At 42.5% G+C, this 16,744-nt stretch carries 15 protein-coding genes; 12 read left to right on the forward strand and 3 right to left on the reverse strand.

What is annotated here, in order from left to right; all coding sequences use genetic code 11:
• Window positions 1-20: 20 nt before the first annotated feature.
• Together ABJF11_RS11020 and ABJF11_RS11025 are read left to right on the forward strand one after the other, a co-directional pair.
• A complete protein-coding gene (locus ABJF11_RS11020) occupies window positions 21-767 on the forward strand; it encodes a TerC family protein (RefSeq protein ID WP_348119904.1) in 747 nt (248 codons plus the stop codon).
• Window positions 768-915: 148 nt separating this feature from the next.
• The gene (locus ABJF11_RS11025; RefSeq protein WP_348119905.1) at window positions 916-3,390 is read left to right on the forward strand and encodes an ABC transporter permease; all 2,475 of its coding nucleotides are present in this window, start codon (window positions 916-918) and stop codon (window positions 3,388-3,390) included.
• Window positions 3,391-3,405: 15 nt separating this feature from the next.
• Here ABJF11_RS11025 and ABJF11_RS11030 read toward each other — a convergent pair whose 3' ends face one another.
• Window positions 3,406-4,122, reverse strand: coding sequence for a hypothetical protein (locus ABJF11_RS11030; protein ID WP_348119906.1), 717 nt, complete (start codon window positions 4,120-4,122; stop codon window positions 3,406-3,408).
• Entirely contained in the window at window positions 4,119-4,703 is a 585-nt protein-coding gene (locus tag ABJF11_RS11035) for an OmpA family protein (protein WP_348119907.1), read from the reverse strand. The genes ABJF11_RS11030 and ABJF11_RS11035 overlap by 4 nt, the downstream gene beginning before the upstream one ends.
• Window positions 4,704-4,785: 82 nt before the next feature.
• On the opposite strand from ABJF11_RS11035, the gene ABJF11_RS11040 reads away from it, so the two are divergent.
• The 10 genes from ABJF11_RS11040 to ABJF11_RS11085 all read left to right on the forward strand — a co-directional run bounded on the left by ABJF11_RS11040 (window position 4,786) and on the right by ABJF11_RS11085 (window position 15,693).
• Complete coding sequence (locus ABJF11_RS11040) at window positions 4,786-5,355, forward strand: RNA polymerase sigma-70 factor (protein WP_348119908.1); 570 nt, start codon at window positions 4,786-4,788, stop codon at window positions 5,353-5,355.
• A 29-nt stretch (window positions 5,356-5,384) separates the two neighbouring features.
• Window positions 5,385-6,362 (forward strand): FecR domain-containing protein, encoded by a 978-nt coding sequence (locus ABJF11_RS11045; protein WP_348119909.1) that lies wholly within the window; start codon window positions 5,385-5,387, stop codon window positions 6,360-6,362.
• A gap of 30 nt (window positions 6,363-6,392) precedes the next feature.
• Window positions 6,393-9,002, forward strand: a complete 2,610-nt coding sequence (locus ABJF11_RS11050; RefSeq protein WP_348119910.1) for a TonB-dependent receptor — start codon at window positions 6,393-6,395, stop codon at window positions 9,000-9,002.
• Complete coding sequence (locus ABJF11_RS11055) at window positions 8,999-9,784, forward strand: DUF4249 family protein (protein WP_348119911.1); 786 nt, start codon at window positions 8,999-9,001, stop codon at window positions 9,782-9,784. Before ABJF11_RS11050 ends, ABJF11_RS11055 begins: the two co-directional genes overlap by 4 nt.
• Before the next feature lie 139 nt (window positions 9,785-9,923).
• The gene (locus tag ABJF11_RS11060) at window positions 9,924-11,039 is read left to right on the forward strand and encodes a hypothetical protein (protein WP_348119912.1); all 1,116 of its coding nucleotides are present in this window, start codon (window positions 9,924-9,926) and stop codon (window positions 11,037-11,039) included.
• A 201-nt stretch (window positions 11,040-11,240) separates the two neighbouring features.
• Entirely contained in the window at window positions 11,241-12,188 is a 948-nt protein-coding gene (locus tag ABJF11_RS11065; protein WP_348119913.1) for a hypothetical protein, read from the forward strand.
• Entirely contained in the window at window positions 12,175-12,858 is a 684-nt protein-coding gene (locus ABJF11_RS11070; RefSeq protein ID WP_348119914.1) for an ATP-binding cassette domain-containing protein, read from the forward strand. Before ABJF11_RS11065 ends, ABJF11_RS11070 begins: the two co-directional genes overlap by 14 nt.
• A 50-nt stretch (window positions 12,859-12,908) precedes the next feature.
• The gene (locus ABJF11_RS11075) at window positions 12,909-13,745 is read left to right on the forward strand and encodes a LytTR family DNA-binding domain-containing protein (RefSeq protein ID WP_348119915.1); all 837 of its coding nucleotides are present in this window, start codon (window positions 12,909-12,911) and stop codon (window positions 13,743-13,745) included.
• A 33-nt stretch (window positions 13,746-13,778) separates the two neighbouring features.
• On the forward strand, window positions 13,779-14,990 hold the full coding sequence (locus ABJF11_RS11080) for a lipase family protein (RefSeq protein ID WP_348119916.1): 1,212 nt from the start codon (window positions 13,779-13,781) through the stop codon (window positions 14,988-14,990).
• Window positions 14,991-15,144: 154 nt separating this feature from the next.
• Complete coding sequence (locus tag ABJF11_RS11085) at window positions 15,145-15,693, forward strand: hypothetical protein (protein WP_348119917.1); 549 nt, start codon at window positions 15,145-15,147, stop codon at window positions 15,691-15,693.
• A gap of 394 nt (window positions 15,694-16,087) precedes the next feature.
• On the opposite strand, the gene ABJF11_RS11090 is transcribed toward ABJF11_RS11085, so the two are convergent.
• Window positions 16,088-16,648: a DUF3109 family protein gene (locus ABJF11_RS11090; RefSeq protein ID WP_348119918.1), complete on the reverse strand. Its 561-nt coding sequence runs from the start codon at window positions 16,646-16,648 to the stop codon at window positions 16,088-16,090.
• Window positions 16,649-16,744 lie beyond the last annotated feature (96 nt).

Genomic DNA, 16,744 nt, shown 5'->3' on the forward strand with positions numbered 1-16,744 from the left:
TCCATTTAAACGACTCAGCTATGGCCGAACTCTTGACTCCAGAATCACTTATTGCTCTGCTCACGCTCACCTTCTTAGAAATAGTACTTGGGGTGGATAATATCATCTTTATATCTATTGTATCGAATAAGTTGCCAGAGGCTCAGCAAGCAAAGGCTAGAAATATTGGTCTATTATGTGCCTTAGTTTTCAGAATTGGTCTTTTGTTTGGTATCACATGGATCATCAGTTTCTCTGAGCCACTGTTTTCTATCCTTGGCCATGCGTTTAGCGGCCGCGATCTTATTCTAGCTGGCGGTGGATTATTTCTCATTGCAAAAAGTACTGTCGAGATCAATCATAAAATGGAGGTACTGGAGCATAAGGAGGCTGCCAAAAAAAATACAGTGACTATTGGCGCTGTCATAGCCCAAATCATCATGTTGGATATTATCTTTTCTTTTGATTCGATCCTCACTGCCGTGGGACTCACTGATCAATTGATGATTATGATCATAGCTGTGATCATTGCGATGTTTATCATGATGTCATTTGCCGGCAAAATCAGTTCTTTTATCTCAAATCACCCTTCGTTGGAAGTGTTGGCGCTGTCCTTTTTGATCTTGATTGGGTTTATGCTCATGGTAGAATCTATGGGACACCATGTGCCAAAAGGATATATCTACTTTGCAGTGTTTTTCTCTCTATTGGTAGAAATGCTCAATATCAGAATCAGAAAAGGTCGAGAAAAAATAAAGCTCAATAAGCGAGTGGTTGAGGAAGGCTAGGAAAAATAAACATAAACTGAAAAAACGTTCGTTCCGTTCATTAACGTACACATTTTAGCATATAAATATTCTGTAACTCGCTGATTATCTGACGGATCGTCTTATGGCATAGTATTGGTCTTTGAATAGGTGACTTATACTTGAAATCATGCTAAAACACTACTTCGCGCAATTTTTCAGAAATCTGAAGCGCAACAGACTTTTCTCATTGATCAACATTCTGGGACTCTCCGCAGGTATCTGTACTTCTCTGCTCATCTACCTATATGTTGATTTTCAAACCAGCTTCGATGATTTTCACGCCAACGGTGAAAATATTTATCGTGTAAACCAAACGTTTATCTGGAGTGATCAAGTGGACGAGCAATTTGGATCCACCGGCCCAGGGGTAGTATTTGCCCTTACCGAAGAATTGCCAGAGGTCAAGCGTGGCACGAGACTCCTAAAGCTCAATGAGTACCTGGTCTCTTATGAAAAGGACAATGGGCAAAAAGTATCATTCAAAGAACCCAATGTGATCGCCGCCGATTCCAATTTCCTCGAGATGTTTTCTTTTGATCTACTCTATGGCGATGATCATAAAGATCTGCTCTCTGATCCCAAAAATATTCTACTAACCGAATCCACGAGCAAAAAATACTTCGGTGAGCAAAATCCAATAGGTGAGCTGCTAGACCTCGAATACGCAGGAAAGAGCTCTATCTATAGAATAGCCGGAGTGCTGGCCGACGTGCCTGCCAATTCGCATATTGTTTTCGATATGCTCATGCCTATGAACAGCATTTCAAGAGTGAAGAAGTCCAACTGGTCGTGGGTCTGGACAGGTTTTGTAACGTTTGTAGAACTTCATCCTGGGGCTGATCTTGCTACCGTACGAGACAAGATGGCTCATATTCCCCGTAAGCATGCCGAGCAAACCCTGCAGCGAGTGATGAATATGTCGTACGAAGACTATCTAAATGAGGGCAAGCAGTGGGAGATATTCTTGCAACCGCTGACAGATATTCACTTAAATACACATGTATTAAACAGAATCAACCAACCGGTCAACGTCCAAATTGTCTATGCCTATGGCATGGCGGCTGGTTTTATCATTCTTCTCTCCTGCATCAATTTCACCAACCTGACGACTACTCAACACCTTAAACGTGCTAAATTTTCTGGTATCAAAAAGCTTCTTGGGTCTTCCCGATGGCAGCTTAGTCTTGGGTATATGACCGAATCTTTTATCTATTGTCTGATCTCAGCCTGCATCGGATTATTGGCCTTGTGGTATGTCGTACCCATATTCTCGGCAGTGACACAAGCACAGCTGGCCTACACCGATATCTTTCAAGTAGAAGCGCTCGGTATGCTGCTAGCACTTATCCTGGGCATGAGCCTGGTGGCTGGTGGATATCCAGCCTTGTTTTTGAGTGCGTTCAAACCTCTAGACGCCATGAAAGGCAAAATCAAGAGCGGAAAAGATAGTGCTCCGCTTCGCAACGGCTTGGTGGTCATTCAGTTTACTGTATCAGTGATTTTGATCTCCTGTACTTTGATTGCATTCAAGCAGCTGAAATTCAGTAATGAAAAGGATGTGGGGTTTGACAAAAGTCATCTTCTTTCGGTTCAAAATCTTGAGTGGATGGACGCCAGCGCTCGTGAAGCATTTCAACATGAATTAACCCAAATTTCGGGAATCAAACAAAGCTCGATTTGTACCTCTGTGCCGCCAAATCATTGGGCGGGAGATCAATTCGAACCGATCAATGCGGACGTCAAGACTACACCGATTGATTACACTTTGATCGACGAACACTATCTCCAAACGCTACAAGTGCCGTTGCTTTTGGGAAGAAACTTCTCGAAAGCTTTTCCCGATGATATCAATTCGGTGATCGTGAGTGAAGAGACTGTTCGTACTATCGGATGGCCTTTGGATGAATCTGTACTTGGAAGAAAAATCGCCTATGGAAATGGTACCAAGCAATTCAAAATTATCGGAGTGATCGAAGACTTTAACTATCGCGGGCTGAGGGGTACGATTGACTCATTTGCACTTTTTCATCTAGAATCAGGTCTGTTTGACAGTGGCCGCCAATATCTGGTCCTATCCGCAGAATCCTCATCTTTTGATCAAATGAGTGCACTGCTCGGGCAAGTAGAATCTAGCTGGCAGCATTTTGTAGTAGAACGACCGTTCGATTATCAGTTTGTAGATGAAGCTTTTGCTGCAGACTTTAAAGAAGAGCAAAATTTTCTTCAAGTGCTTTCGTTGTTCTCTAGCCTGGCCATACTCATAGCCAGTCTGGGATTACTGGGCATCATTATCTATGCCATCGAGCAGCGGACTAAAGAGATTGGGATCAGAAAGATCGTGGGTGCCAGTGTCTGGCAATTGGCAGTGCTACTATCCAGACAACATGCTAAACTGATACTAATTGCCATCATTTTAAGTGTGCCTTCTACCCTCTTTCTCATGCAGAAATGGCTCAATGACTTTGAGTACAGAATAGATATTTCGCCTTGGGTGTTTGCTGTATCCGGTTGCTCGATACTCGTGCTTACCCTGGGAATCTCGGCTTATCATTCAGTGAAGGCAGCTATGGCTAACCCTGTGGATGTGATCAAGGATGAATAGGCTTGGGTAAGAGATTTATGATAGCTGGTGCCCTTTGGCTGCCCAGCTTCTAACTTTTGTTCTAAATAGCTCGTCGGCTTCAGGAGTCCACTTATAGTGCTCTCGGATGTAGTGCATGGTATCTTTCTCTACCTGTGTGTACACATGGCCATCGGAGATTGTGGCAAATATTTTTTCCGCGTCGGCCTTCGAGATTCTCCCATCACCTACACCTGCTACAGCTTCGTCTGCTTCTACCAGTGTGACGGCTTTGTATCTTTTGCCATCTATCTGCTTGTAGTAAGATATGTTATGGGCTTTGAAATGTTTGGTCACCTCTTCCAGCTCGCGTTCTTTTTCTCCCAGAGCCTCATCTTTTAGTTCTACCTCATGCTCCAGAGTCTTGGCTCTCTCCTTTAGCTCTTTGGAAGTTTTTTTCGACTCGGCAAACTCTTTTTTAGAAGCTCGTAAATCTGACTTGAGGGTTTTCACCTCTGTCTGAAGATCTTTTAGCGCTAGCTTATTTTCCTTAGCATTTTTATCCAATTCGGCCCGATGGCTCGCCTCCTGCTGCTCTACTTTTTGATTAAGCGCCTCATTCGCTTGGTTCAATTCCTCTACTTGCTTATCTAGCTTATAGTTGTCCTGCTCTATGGACTCCAGCTTTGCTTTCCAATGTCTATAGGTAAAATAAACGCCGATTGCGAGTGCTACGACAAGCATTCCTACTATCTCTAACAAGGCCTGTATCATTGGTCAATAGATTTAATGGTGATGGATACTCTTCTGAAGGATTTTCGTATTTCTTCGGTTCCGGCCACTGCTTCGCTTTCGCCAACAGAAGAAACCTCATAGCGTGAAGGTCGGATGTCACGATTCTCCAAATATTGTCGCATGGCGGCCGCACGACGCTCTCCCAGTTCAAGATTGTATGATTGACTGCCCAGATCACAGGTGGCTCCTATGATGCTGATTTCTACAGATCTGTCTGCTATCGTAGATTTTAGATTCTCTGAGAATCTCTCGACATACTTTTCGTCGACGAATGAGGTTGAGTTTTTCTTAAAGTAAATTTTATCTTCATTGATTTCGATCGGTGCAAGTGGCTTCACTGGCTCTTGTGATACCGTGTCCATCACTACCGGTTCAGGTTCTGGATCAGCTTTTAAATCTGGATCTGGTTCGGGGTCCTTGGTTGGGATATCGACCACTTCTTTTTGAGGATCAGTAACATCCTCGAGACACAGCCCTTTGATCTTACACACATAATACCAGGAGCTAAAGCTAGACCAGAGAATAAAAAGAAGAGCACCAAGGGTAAGGTTGAGGTTCATGTCCACTCAATATAATTATTTAGTTTCTATTTCTGATCCATTAAATGGAACAATTCCAATTTTCTTTAACTTTCGTTGCAAGATGAACAAGAGTAGTGCAGAGTCAAATAGGAAAGACAAAACAGATTTTGAAAATCTATTCAAAACATATTACCCTTTCCTGTGCTCCTTTGCCAGAAAATATGTGGAGGATGTCGACGATTGTAAGGATATAGTACACAACGTATTTCTAAATCTTTGGCAGAAGCAGGAGACGTTGGATACGGAAAGCTCGCTGAAGCCATACTTGTTCAAATCAGTACACAACAGATGCCTCAATTATATCCGTGATAGAAAGAAAATTATCCGGCATGATTTAATAACTGATACGCAGGCGCTACCGGATTATATAGAATCCAGAGATTTTCTTGAGGAGTCTGAAATGGAAACGAAGATAAAAGAGAGCATAGACGCCTTGCCTGATTCGTGCAGGGAAGTTTTCATGCTAAGTAGATTTGAGGATAAAAAATACAAGGAGATTGCTGACCAACTTGGCATTTCCATCAAAACTGTAGAAGGGCAGATGACCAAGGCACTCAAGATACTGAGAGAGCAGTTGGCAACATATTTATTGGAGATTTTGATTTTATTGTTGATTTCCATAGGGTATTGACCGAATCGCGTGTGTAAAGCATAAGAACAATGAACGAACGAGATAAACATACGGAACTGATCGAACTGGTACATAAAAAAATGACCGGCGAGGCAACGAGCGAAAACCTGGATCGTTTGACTGTTCTTTTGGCGGAAGACTCAGCCCATCAGTCTCTCTATGATGAACAAGTACAGCTTTGGTCAATAACGGAGAAGGCTAAAGGCATATCATCCCAAGAGGTGCAAGAGGAATGGAATCGTCTGGATCGGGCCATGGACCAATTGGAAGAAAAATCATCCTCGATTCCGGTATTCAAAATAGCCGCTGCTGTTGCGTTTCTAATAGTGAGCTCTATTGTGGCTTTTCAATTCTGGACTGCGTCCAATTTTATAGAAATTTCTGCGAGTACAGTAATCGAGCAGCAACTCGATGATGGATCATACATCACGCTACACGCTCATGCACAACTCACTTATCCCAAAGACTACAACCATGAAAAAAGAGAGGTTCGCCTAACTGGAGAAGCGTTCTTTGACGTGGCTGAAAATGCAGAAAAACCTTTCATTATACATGCTGAAAATACGGACATCAAGGTACTGGGTACTTCGTTTAATGTAAAAGCTGTTGAATCAAGCCCTGTCACGGAAGTGGTGGTGGTGACAGGCAAAGTGCAGGTCACCCATCGTTCGGATCAGGTAACACTACTACCTGGAGAAAAAGCGATTGTGAATAGAAAAACGGGCAAGCTATTTAAAATTGAAAATGATGATCCAAATTTCCAGTCCTGGCGAACCAAAAAATTTGAATTCACCAATCTGGCCTTAGACGAGGTCGTTCGTTTGCTAAGTGAGGCCTATCAGCAACCAATAAAACTAAAAAACCAACATCTCAACAAATGTCCTGTCACCGTATCATTTGATGGTCAGTCGTTAGAATCTATTATTACTGTGCTGGTCAATACACTTGACCTATCGGTAGTGGAGTCGGCTGGCGGACTGGTGCTCGATGGCACTGGTTGCGAATAACCGTTAACTTAGTGATACGATTTGTGACCCATGTCATATTTGCAGCTAACTTATAGATTTATAATAATGGTGGTGCTGATCCTGTCTGCACAATCTGTCTTAGGTCAGGAAGGAATGCTCCGTCAAAAAATCACTGTGGATTTCAAGGAGATCACGTTAGGCGAGGCCCTTGACAAAATCGAGAAAATAGCTACGGTAAGCTTTTCCTATAGTAGCAAAAAAACACCGGTTCATTCACTTGTCAATCTTCAGCTAGAAAATAAACCCTTAGCGGATGTTTTGAATCGCCTGTTTCAAAATCAAAACATTGATTATGTAGTGGTTGAAAACAAGATTATATTAAAACCTGCCGATCCTGCTCACTCAAATGCAAAATATACTATCAGCGGATACATCCAAGATGAGAATGACGGCGAGACGCTACTTGGTGCTACCATCCTGGTCACATCACTCGGCAAAGGTTCAATTTCAAATACCTATGGGTTTTATTCTATTTCGTTGCCCGAGGGTCACTATCAGCTCAAATACTCATATATAGGTTATCAGGATCAGTACCGAGAAGTAGACCTGCGTGCCGATGTGCTGGAAGATATAAAGCTACTTCCCAATATTTCACAACTGGACGAAATCATCGTTTCGCCAGACGACTCCACCACCAATACAGAGCATATCCATGCCAATGCCTATGCCATCGATCATGAGACGGTCCTACTCAAGACTTCTGCTATGGGAGAGTCTGACGTGATCAAAACACTGGATATCATTCCCGGAATTCAGCTATTCAGAGATGGCTCCACATTCTTCAATGTGCGTGGTGGAGACCGCGATCAAAATCAGATACTGGTGGATGAGGCGCCAATTTATAATCCAGCGCATTTTATGGGACTGTTCAGTGCTATTATCCCTGAGTCCATAAAAGACATGAAAATGTACCGTGGAGATTTACCAGCCAATCTGGGTGGGCGACTGTCTTCTGTATTGGATATCAAAACCAGAGATGGCAATTTGCGCAGATTTAGCACCAATGGTAGCCTCGGCCTCATATCCGCTCGACTGGCAGTCGAAGGCCCTATAAAGAAGGATAAAAGCTCGTTCTTCATCTCTGGCCGTCGGTCTTACATTCAAGGGATAATAAAATCGGCGGACGCCGATATCGACAAGCTTTACTTCTCAGATTTTACCGCGAAGGCCAATGTATGGCTCAATGCTAAGAATAGATTGTTTTTGTCAACATATCTAGGCAAAGATGAATTTAGCACCGATGGAGGCATCGCCTGGGAAAATAAAGCGGGTACGATTCGCTGGAATCACGTGTTTAACAGTCGACTGTTTTCCAACATCACTTTCTACTCCAGCAAATATGAATACACGCTGGTTCAGTCTCCCGATTTCATCTGGAAAAACCATATCTCAAATGTTAGTTTGAAAATGGATTTCACCAATTATCTCACGCTCACTAATACTTTGAAATTTGGGATCAAGCTGAGTGGTCATAATTTTAATCCTGGCAACGTGGAAGACCAAACCGGCGCTATTCCCGTAGGACAACCCTTCGTGCCCAAAAGAAATGCAACGGAGTTGTCGCTTTATGTCAGCAACGATCAGAAAATAAATGACTCCTGGCTGATTACTTACGGGCTGAGATTGAGTACCTGGACCAACATTGGTAAAACAATAGAATATGAGATTGACGAAAATTATGCGGTAGTGGATTCTACTATTTACGATACGCGAGACTCTTACAACGACTATGGAAACCTGGAGCCAAGGTTGAGTTTGACCTATCTGGTGGACAACAAAAATATCATTAAGTTCAACTATTCGCGGGCAGCACAATATATCAACCTGATTAGCAACTCGATCAGTCCTTTCAACAATCTTGAGGTATGGATGCCTGCCAGTGTCAATATTAAACCACAAGTCGCCAATCAAATATCATTGGGCTGGTTCAACACCTCTCCCGATTGGCAACTCAGTGCGGAGCTTTATTATAAACACATGGAGAATCAGCTGGACTATGTCAATCAAGCCAGCATCCTTCTCAACCCATATTTGGAGGCCGAGCTGAGATCTGGAGATGGCAAAGCTTATGGTTTGGAAACCTCGCTCACCAAAAGATCGGGTACGCTGACAGGCACGATATCATACACCTATTCAAAATCAACAAGGCAAATAGAGGGCATCAATCAAGGTCAGGAATATGTGTCTCTGTGGGACAAACCTCATCAGTTTGTAGTGAACGCCAACTGGAAATCTTCGCCCAGAACCACCTTCTCTGGTACGTTGTATATCAGTTCTGGTGGGCCGATCACCACTCCCACGGCATTTTACGAGTATGCTGGACGTAGCGTGCCAATATATGCCGCTAGAAACAATGACAGGCTCCCTGTCTATCATCGCTATGATATGTCCGTGAATCTGAGACTCAACAAATCCTTGAAAAAATTCAACCATTACCTCACTTTCTCTCTATTCAATTTATATGCTCAGAAAAATAGCATCTTGATCAATTTCAATAAAATAGAAGTGGATGAGAAATTCGTAGTGCCTACTAACACGCTAGGTTCAAACCCGGTGGTGTCTTCTCAAGTATTTGTATATAACATCGTTCCTTCCATCAGTTATTCATTCAAACTATGAAAAAGCTGCTCTACATTATCGCCATTCCGCTACTCTTCATATGCTGTGAAGAGACTTTTGATTGGGGCACAGGAGGCCAGAATGAACCGCTGCTGGTCGTGGAGGCCCTGCTCACCAACGAGAATAAGAGACATGAGGTGAGCCTCAGCCTTACCAGAGATCAGTTGAACGAATCACCGGAGTACGTCGATAATGCCTTTGTATTTATCAACGACAGTGATACGACCTACAGATTGACCAAGCATCCAACCCGGCCGGGCATTTATCTTACCGATTCACTACGTGCCTTATATGGCAAGCTGTACACGTTATTTATCATTCACGATCAAAAGGAGTATTTCGCTCTGACAATCTCCTCGTTTGGGGCACCGCTAGAACCACTGGTGACCACGACTACCGAAGACGGACAGCTCGAATATATCTATCAGGAAAGTAGCTCTCCATCTATGACAGAGGTAGAAATCCGATGGCCTGATACAGATGTAAATGCTGCCCCCGATATAAGAGCTTATTATTATACGCTCGCGGTGATAGATATCAACAAAGTTTTTGCGCCAGACCAAGAAAAAATCGTTTTTCCACCTGGATCCAGCATTTCGAGAAAGAAATATTCATTGACACAAAATCATCAGGATTTCCTTCGATCCCTACTTTCAGAGACCGATTGGAGAGGAGGGCTTTTTGATGTGGCTCCTGGCAATGTGGAAACTAACCTAAGCGATGGAGCGGTTGGCTACTTCGCAGTCTCAATGGTGAGCAGTGATGTGACAATTGTAGAATAGTATAATTATTCAGCTGATTATCAGCTATTTAAAAAGTTTTTTGAAATTATTTTCAATTATTCAAAGGGTATGGCAAACCTGATGTGTGATCATATCGAAATCAAGAATAACTGAAATGACTAACGAAAATAAAATAGACATGAACACTTCAAAATTAAATACACTACTCGCAGTATTGTTGCTTCTTTTGGTGACCGTATCCTGCGACGACGAAATTGAAAGTACCTCTGGTGGTGAGAGTATCGTACCGGAAAAATTTGCGGTGGATATACCAGAGTCACTGACCAATTCGCCAGCCGGTGGTAGAATCCGGAGCGGGTTATCTGCCGATGAGCTAAATGGCAATGAAATCTACGAAGGCCTGAGTTCTTATATAAAAATAGGAGAAGCCTCCGCTGAAATTATTGAGGCCATCATGCAAGGAATCTCAGATATCGGGATCAGTGGGGTAATATTTATTGCATACGAAAGTGATGAGGACGGCCGCGTGAAAAATCTCACGGTGACGGAAAACTCAACATTCGAAGACAAGACGTATGCCTATGAACTAACGGTGACGGACGCCGATTCTGAAGGCAATGATGACGGTGGAAAAGCCATGCAGGTATTCTGGAATCTAGAACCAATCGAAGGTATAGCTATCCTGAAGCCGTTCAACATCGATCGATTGAAAGATGCCGATGCCGGAGATGCCATTTATAGAATAGATTATAGTGAGGTAGAAACAATGGGCTATGATGCACATATGATCGTCTCCATCGCTAATCTTCCGTTGGCCAATCCATTGGAGGACCCTTACTCAGTAGACAATTTGAAAATGTTCGTGGGTAAGACTGGTGACCTGGTAGATGTCTATGGAAATTCCAACCATCCTAATGCTTCCTTCTTTACCACTGATTCGGGCTTCAACTGGGCATTTGTTGCCTCTGGTATAGACGGCGAGGACATGGGAGTAGCAGAAGTTGGATTACCTCCAAATGATCTTGACGAAACAGACCGAGCGGTACTCCTTGAGGACTATGCCATCCAAACCGTATTTTCGGATCAGATATCTGCGACGTGGCCAAATCTGGGTCAAAATCTAATTGACCAATATCTACTCAATACCGAAGCGCCAGGCTTTTTCAATGAGGACGGATTTGTCCAAGGTGGCACATCGCCGAGCTCAGACTACGATCCGCTGGTAGAGCGCATCCAGGATCTAGTGCCATATAATCCACTGGATATTAAAAATCTCACAGTAGAGTTTAAATAGCTGATTGATTAACTAAGGCCTTGTTTACTCATAGCAAGGCCTTTTTTTTGTTCCAATCTGAGCTAGACATTGTAACTAACGCCTGACAATTTCATTTCAATAATTACCCCTCAGATATCTGACGCAAGAAAAAATCAATTCATAAGAGTTCTTTTGTAAGAAAACCGGATAGATGGAAACTAATGGCAAGTGCTAAACTCCATGGTTTTTACCCTCTTACAACTCAGATTGAATCAAGTGCGCAGAGTCATCTCTGGTGTCACCTGGTATTATCAAATTGTCCTCCTGTTTTTTCTACTTTGGGCAGTAGCTGGCCTAGTAATAAAGGCAAGTCAGCCAGAAGGCAGTCAATCCTTACCCGTGCTGCTGGCATTGATCCTGGCCTCAGTCCATTGGATGCGCCCAGATTATCAATTTCTCAGAAATTACTTCGAAAATTATCGGGTACTATGTCTGAGTGAGTATTTGATCCTATCTACTCCCCTGTTGGCAGGATTGATGTTTTCACCCAGCTGGTATTTGATACTGCCCTATTTGATTTTTTTGATTGGACTTGCCTATCTGGTAAAACCGAAGAGAAAGTCCGCTGGTCGCGCAAGAAAGTTGAAATTCATACCTGACGCATATTTCGAATGGAAGAGTGGAATACGCAAATACTTCTATCCCATGGCAATCCTATGGCTATTGGGTCTAGTTTTTTCTTTTCAGATGGGTGCTGCAATAGTTGTCATTTTTTTGCTCGGTCTATTGTCTCTTGGCTTTTATGACTATTGTGAACCAGTCTCTATACTCATAGCTCCACAGCAGTCAGCAACAGCTTATCTGCAACATAGAATCAAAGGCTTGTTCTTGATGGCCGGGATATTTTACCTTCCCTTGCTATTATTGTTTTGTATTTTCCATCCAACTCACTGGTACATTCCTACTGTATTGGCAACTGTCATGCTGTCCTATCAGGTCTATGCTCTAATGATCAAATACGCTTTTTATGCCCCTCAGACTAAGTCAAGCAAAAATACCGTTTTGTTGTCTCTGGGTGCGCTCGTTCTTGTGCTGCCATTTATTCTGCCCGCTATTTGGGTATTAACTATTCGTTTATATTTTCAATCCATCAAAAAACTTAGCTTTTACCTTCATGATTTCCATTAACGATCTGACTCTAAGTTATCCAGGCGGGATCCCTGTAATAGAGAACCTAAATCTCACGCTGTCTACAGGACAAATCCATGGGCTGGTGGGACTCAATGGTACTGGTAAAACGAGCTTGCTAAACGTCATTCACGGAATGCTAATCCCGCAGTCGGGGGCTATTCTAATTGATGGGCGTCAGCTTACGAAGAAGGATATTGGCTTCTTGCCAACAGAAAACTATTTTTATCCCAACATCACCGGACGGGAATATCTCCAGCTGTTCGCCAATCCCAACTTTGATGCTGATCACTGGAATGACATCTTCTCTCTGCCACTGGATCAGACTATAGATGGATATTCTACTGGGATGAAAAAGAAGCTGGCGATTCTGGGCGTACTCAAGGCCGACAAACCAATATTGATTCTTGACGAACCGTTCAACGGTCTGGATATTGAAACCGGCAGAACATTGCACTCAATTATCTCCATTCTAAAATCAAAGCAAAAAACAATTGTCGTGACCTCGCATATCCTCGATTCTTTGATGGATTTATGCGATGAGATTCATTATCTTGAATCAGGAATAATCAAAAAAAGTCTTCAAAAGGAGCATTTTGAATCTTTCAAAACTGAGCTTTACGAAAGTATGGCTAACAAAACCAAGCAAAAACTAGATACCCTATTGTAGTGGCAACAGAGAGCATATCAAAAGGCAGATTACTAGAATTCGTGTATTTCATGAATGCCAAGTACAGAAATTTTGTGCTGTTTACACTGCTTATGGTCGCCCTACTCATTGTATTTGAAGCCTGCCAACAGTACTACTATATTCTACAATTTGACCTTGTACCACTTTCTGATTTCACCTTCACTGAGCTAATGATCGGGCAAGCTTATCGTTGGCTGATCTGGTTGATGATCACCCTTACCTATTTTGGTACGATCATTTATCGAGGGCAGTCCGATGAGCTATTCAAAATCACCCGACTCTCCACTACCGCAATTCATTTTGTGCTGCTGATCACCACCAACGTCGTGATCACAGCCATATTAAGAATAATAATTAATGACTTGCCCATGACAATCGAAAGCCTATGGGACAACTGCGTATTCTACTTTTTCCAAAAAACACCGATTTATACACTGGCTCATGGCGCCATGGTAGGCATGCTTCATCTAGTGAATTCGAATCAAAACCTCGAAATTGAGATCCTTGACCTCAAAAATAAAAATGAATCTGAGCCAACAGACAATCCACAGGCGTTGTCTATAAAAATCGGAATGCGGAATAAAATCATTCCTCTCAGTGATATTGTTTGGATAGAGGCCTATGACTACTGCGTCAAGATTCATACTGTATCACAGCACGCCTACGCCATGCGCAATTCGCTCAAGGCTCTGGAAAAAAGACTACTCAGTCACCAGTTTCTTCGAGTACATCGAAAAGCCATTGTGAATATGAATAAGGTGTCTGAGGTGACATACAACTCCTCTTCGTATCTTACGCTCGATAATCACACCAAAGTCGATATTGCGCAAAGCAGAGTAAAAAGCATAAAAACTTTTTTCAATTAATTGATGTTGAATCCTTTCATGACTAGCAGCAAAATGAACAACCAAAAAGACATAAGGCGAAATCAATCTTCAATTTTTCATACAATTCTGATTGTTTGTTCCCTCATTGTATTTTCCTGTAGCGACGATAGCGGATCGGAAGAGCAAATCGATCAGTATCTGATTTCATCCAAAAAAGTGGCTAACTATGACGCCATTCTGCTGCAACTTGGAGCGAGTCAGGAAGGATTGTCTTCGATAGCCAGCCAATTGAAATATGACATCAGTGTATATGAAATCGAATATAAAACTACCTATTTGGGCAGCGATATCACAGCCTCAGGTTTGATAGGCATACCTGATACCGAAGAGGAGGTTTCGATATTAAGTTTTCAGCATGGTACCATTGCAGCCAACAGCGACGCTCCTACCCAAAGCTCTGAGGGCCAATTTTATGCTTCGTTCGCCTCCCTGGGATATATTTCTTTGATACCTGACTTCATTGGATTTGGTAGTTCAGCGGACATCCTTCACCCCTACTATCATGAAGAATCCACTGCACAGGCAGTCATCGATATGATTAGAGCTGCAAAACAATTTATCTTAGCCAACGGAATTAATTCTGACGACAGACTTTTTCTTGCTGGCTATTCGGAGGGTGGATATGCCACTATGGTCGCACACAAAGCTATAGAGGATAAGTATGCAGATGAATTCGACTTGGTGGCCTCAGCCCCTGCCTCTGGCGGGTACGACCTGATAGGTATGAAAGACTATATGGTTTCTCTTGACACCTATTCCCAACCGTTCTATTTGGCGTATCTGACCGCCGCCTATGCGGAAATAAATGATTGGAAAACGCTCGTATCCGAAGTATTCAATGAACCCTATGCCTCTGCTATCCCCGATTTATTTGACGGCACAAAAAGTGGCAGTCAAATAAACGCCGCATTGACCACTGATATCAGTGCCCTGCTCACTGCCGATTTTATTAGTAATTCTACAAGCTCAAAGTATCAAATACTGACTGACGAATTATCAAGCAATAGTCCAATCGACTGGCAGCCCAATCGTCCCGTCTATATGTATCATGGCACCACGGACATCACCGTGCCGTTCATCAATTCTGAATCGGCCTATGATGAGCTCATCAAAAATGGAGCCTCTGAAGATAAGATTTCTTTTACTGCTCTCGAAGGGGTCGACCATGGAAGTGGTATCGCACCGTATGTAATTCACTTCACCGCAGTATTTGCAGATTTGTAATTATTCACACCTACATAAGACCTCCAGGTAGCTTCTATTCCGATCACGTTCCCTGCAAAAGTATTGGCGCTCCCTGCACGAGTCTAGGGGATTCGAGTTTTAGCATAGATATTACTCAAAAAAACAAATGCTTATAAAAACTCAAATACTCTGTGTGTTACTCGCACTATCAAGTGTCAGTTGCTTTGCGCAATACGACTATGCACCTAGCAAAAAATATCCTTTTGGCAGACCCAACCCAGATGCTCCGGAGCAGATCAAGGATTACGAACCCATGATTGGCGAATGTAAATGCAAGTCCTATAGAAAAGGTACTGATGGCAATTGGGCCGAACCAGTCGATATGATCTGGACATTTCAATATATCATGAATGGCATGGGTGTACAAGACTATACGCTGAAGTCCGATGGAGCCCATTCTGGAAGCATACGCCAATATGACGCCGATAGTGCGCAATGGTATGTGCATTATTACACCTCTCCATTGCCTGGTAGAGCGCCACTATCTTATTGGACTGGCAATAAAGAAGATGGTAAAATTGTACTTTTTAGATCACAAAAATCCCCCCAAGGCTACGATGGGTTTTCCAGACTCACATTTTACGATTTCAAGGACACAGGATTTAAGTGGATAGGAGAATGGATAGATGTTGGAAACACGGTTGTCGTTCCTTTTTGGAAAATCGAATGTAAAAGAGAGTAACAAAAAAGCTGAAAGAGTGATTGATCTATTAGATTCAATTACTCTTCAGCCCATCTGTAAAAACAGGTGAAATTAAGCAGGTTGAACCAAGATCTTGTGCGTTTTCAGATGGGCAGTGCACATTTGGTTCATTCATCAATAATTAACTTCTCCCAACTGAATATCTGCCAAAATAAAGAATAGATTGATCTATTGCAAATAACGTTCTTAGCGCAGCCTCCTTCATCCATATTTTTGCTGTGCACTTCTCCTCAGTGCATATTGGTCATTTTTGTACAAAAAACTCCCTGAATCAGGTTTACTTCCCTTCTTACCAGGCGATTTATTGAGCTCAGAGGGCTCTATGGTAAAAATTGCAAATGGCTTCGCTGCTAAAGTAAGTACGGCTACTTAATCAACCTTCTATCTCTTTTACTAGCTCTGCATACCAATTTTCTCCGTACTTGCGAATGAGTGGCTCTCTTAGAAATTTATATATAGGCACTTTTAGCTCATCCCCGAGTTTGCAGGCTGGATCACAGATATCCCACTGGTCATAATTCAGCGCGTCGTAGTGATCATACTTGGTGATTCTGATTGGATATAGATGGCAGGAGATCGGCTTTTTCCATTTCGTCTTTCCATCCAGATAAGCTTGTTCGATGGCGCATTTTAAGATCTTATTTTCGTCATAAATCGCAAAAGCACATTCCTTGCCACCAATAGTGGTCGTAGAATAGTCTCCCTCCTCATCCAAAATATAGCTACCTTCACTGTCTATGACAGCCTGACCTTCTTCAGACATATATGGTCTCACAGCATCGAGTACTTCTTCTAGTAGCGGAAGCTCCTCTTTTTCCAAAGGGGCACCAAGATCTCCTTCTACACAGCATGCACCGTGACATTTATTGAGATCACATATAAAGTGACGTTCTTTGATGTCATCGGAGAGCACAGCGTTGTCGAGTATTATCATAATAGGCTATTCTGAATGCAAAGTTATAAGATCAAAAAGTATTAAGCGATAAGTAAACTGGAATTGACAAGTAATAATTAAGACTCAAAAAAATTA

The organism is Reichenbachiella sp. (assembly GCF_039941815.1).
Taxonomy (GTDB): domain Bacteria; phylum Bacteroidota; class Bacteroidia; order Cytophagales; family Cyclobacteriaceae; genus Reichenbachiella.

Coding starts and splice junctions, on each gene's coding strand:
- ABJF11_RS11020 (WP_348119904.1), top strand. CDS start 21: ATGGCCGAACTCTTGACTCCAGAATCACTTATTGCTCTGCTCACGCTC.
- ABJF11_RS11025 (WP_348119905.1), top strand. CDS start 916: ATGCTAAAACACTACTTCGCGCAATTTTTCAGAAATCTGAAGCGCAAC.
- ABJF11_RS11030 (WP_348119906.1), bottom strand. CDS start 4,122: ATGATACAGGCCTTGTTAGAGATAGTAGGAATGCTTGTCGTAGCACTC.
- ABJF11_RS11035 (WP_348119907.1), bottom strand. CDS start 4,703: ATGAACCTCAACCTTACCCTTGGTGCTCTTCTTTTTATTCTCTGGTCT.
- ABJF11_RS11040 (WP_348119908.1), top strand. CDS start 4,786: ATGAACAAGAGTAGTGCAGAGTCAAATAGGAAAGACAAAACAGATTTT.
- ABJF11_RS11045 (WP_348119909.1), top strand. CDS start 5,385: ATGAACGAACGAGATAAACATACGGAACTGATCGAACTGGTACATAAA.
- ABJF11_RS11050 (WP_348119910.1), top strand. CDS start 6,393: ATGTCATATTTGCAGCTAACTTATAGATTTATAATAATGGTGGTGCTG.
- ABJF11_RS11055 (WP_348119911.1), top strand. CDS start 8,999: ATGAAAAAGCTGCTCTACATTATCGCCATTCCGCTACTCTTCATATGC.
- ABJF11_RS11060 (WP_348119912.1), top strand. CDS start 9,924: ATGAACACTTCAAAATTAAATACACTACTCGCAGTATTGTTGCTTCTT.
- ABJF11_RS11065 (WP_348119913.1), top strand. CDS start 11,241: ATGGTTTTTACCCTCTTACAACTCAGATTGAATCAAGTGCGCAGAGTC.
- ABJF11_RS11070 (WP_348119914.1), top strand. CDS start 12,175: ATGATTTCCATTAACGATCTGACTCTAAGTTATCCAGGCGGGATCCCT.
- ABJF11_RS11075 (WP_348119915.1), top strand. CDS start 12,909: ATGAATGCCAAGTACAGAAATTTTGTGCTGTTTACACTGCTTATGGTC.
- ABJF11_RS11080 (WP_348119916.1), top strand. CDS start 13,779: ATGAACAACCAAAAAGACATAAGGCGAAATCAATCTTCAATTTTTCAT.
- ABJF11_RS11090 (WP_348119918.1), bottom strand. CDS start 16,648: ATGATAATACTCGACAACGCTGTGCTCTCCGATGACATCAAAGAACGT.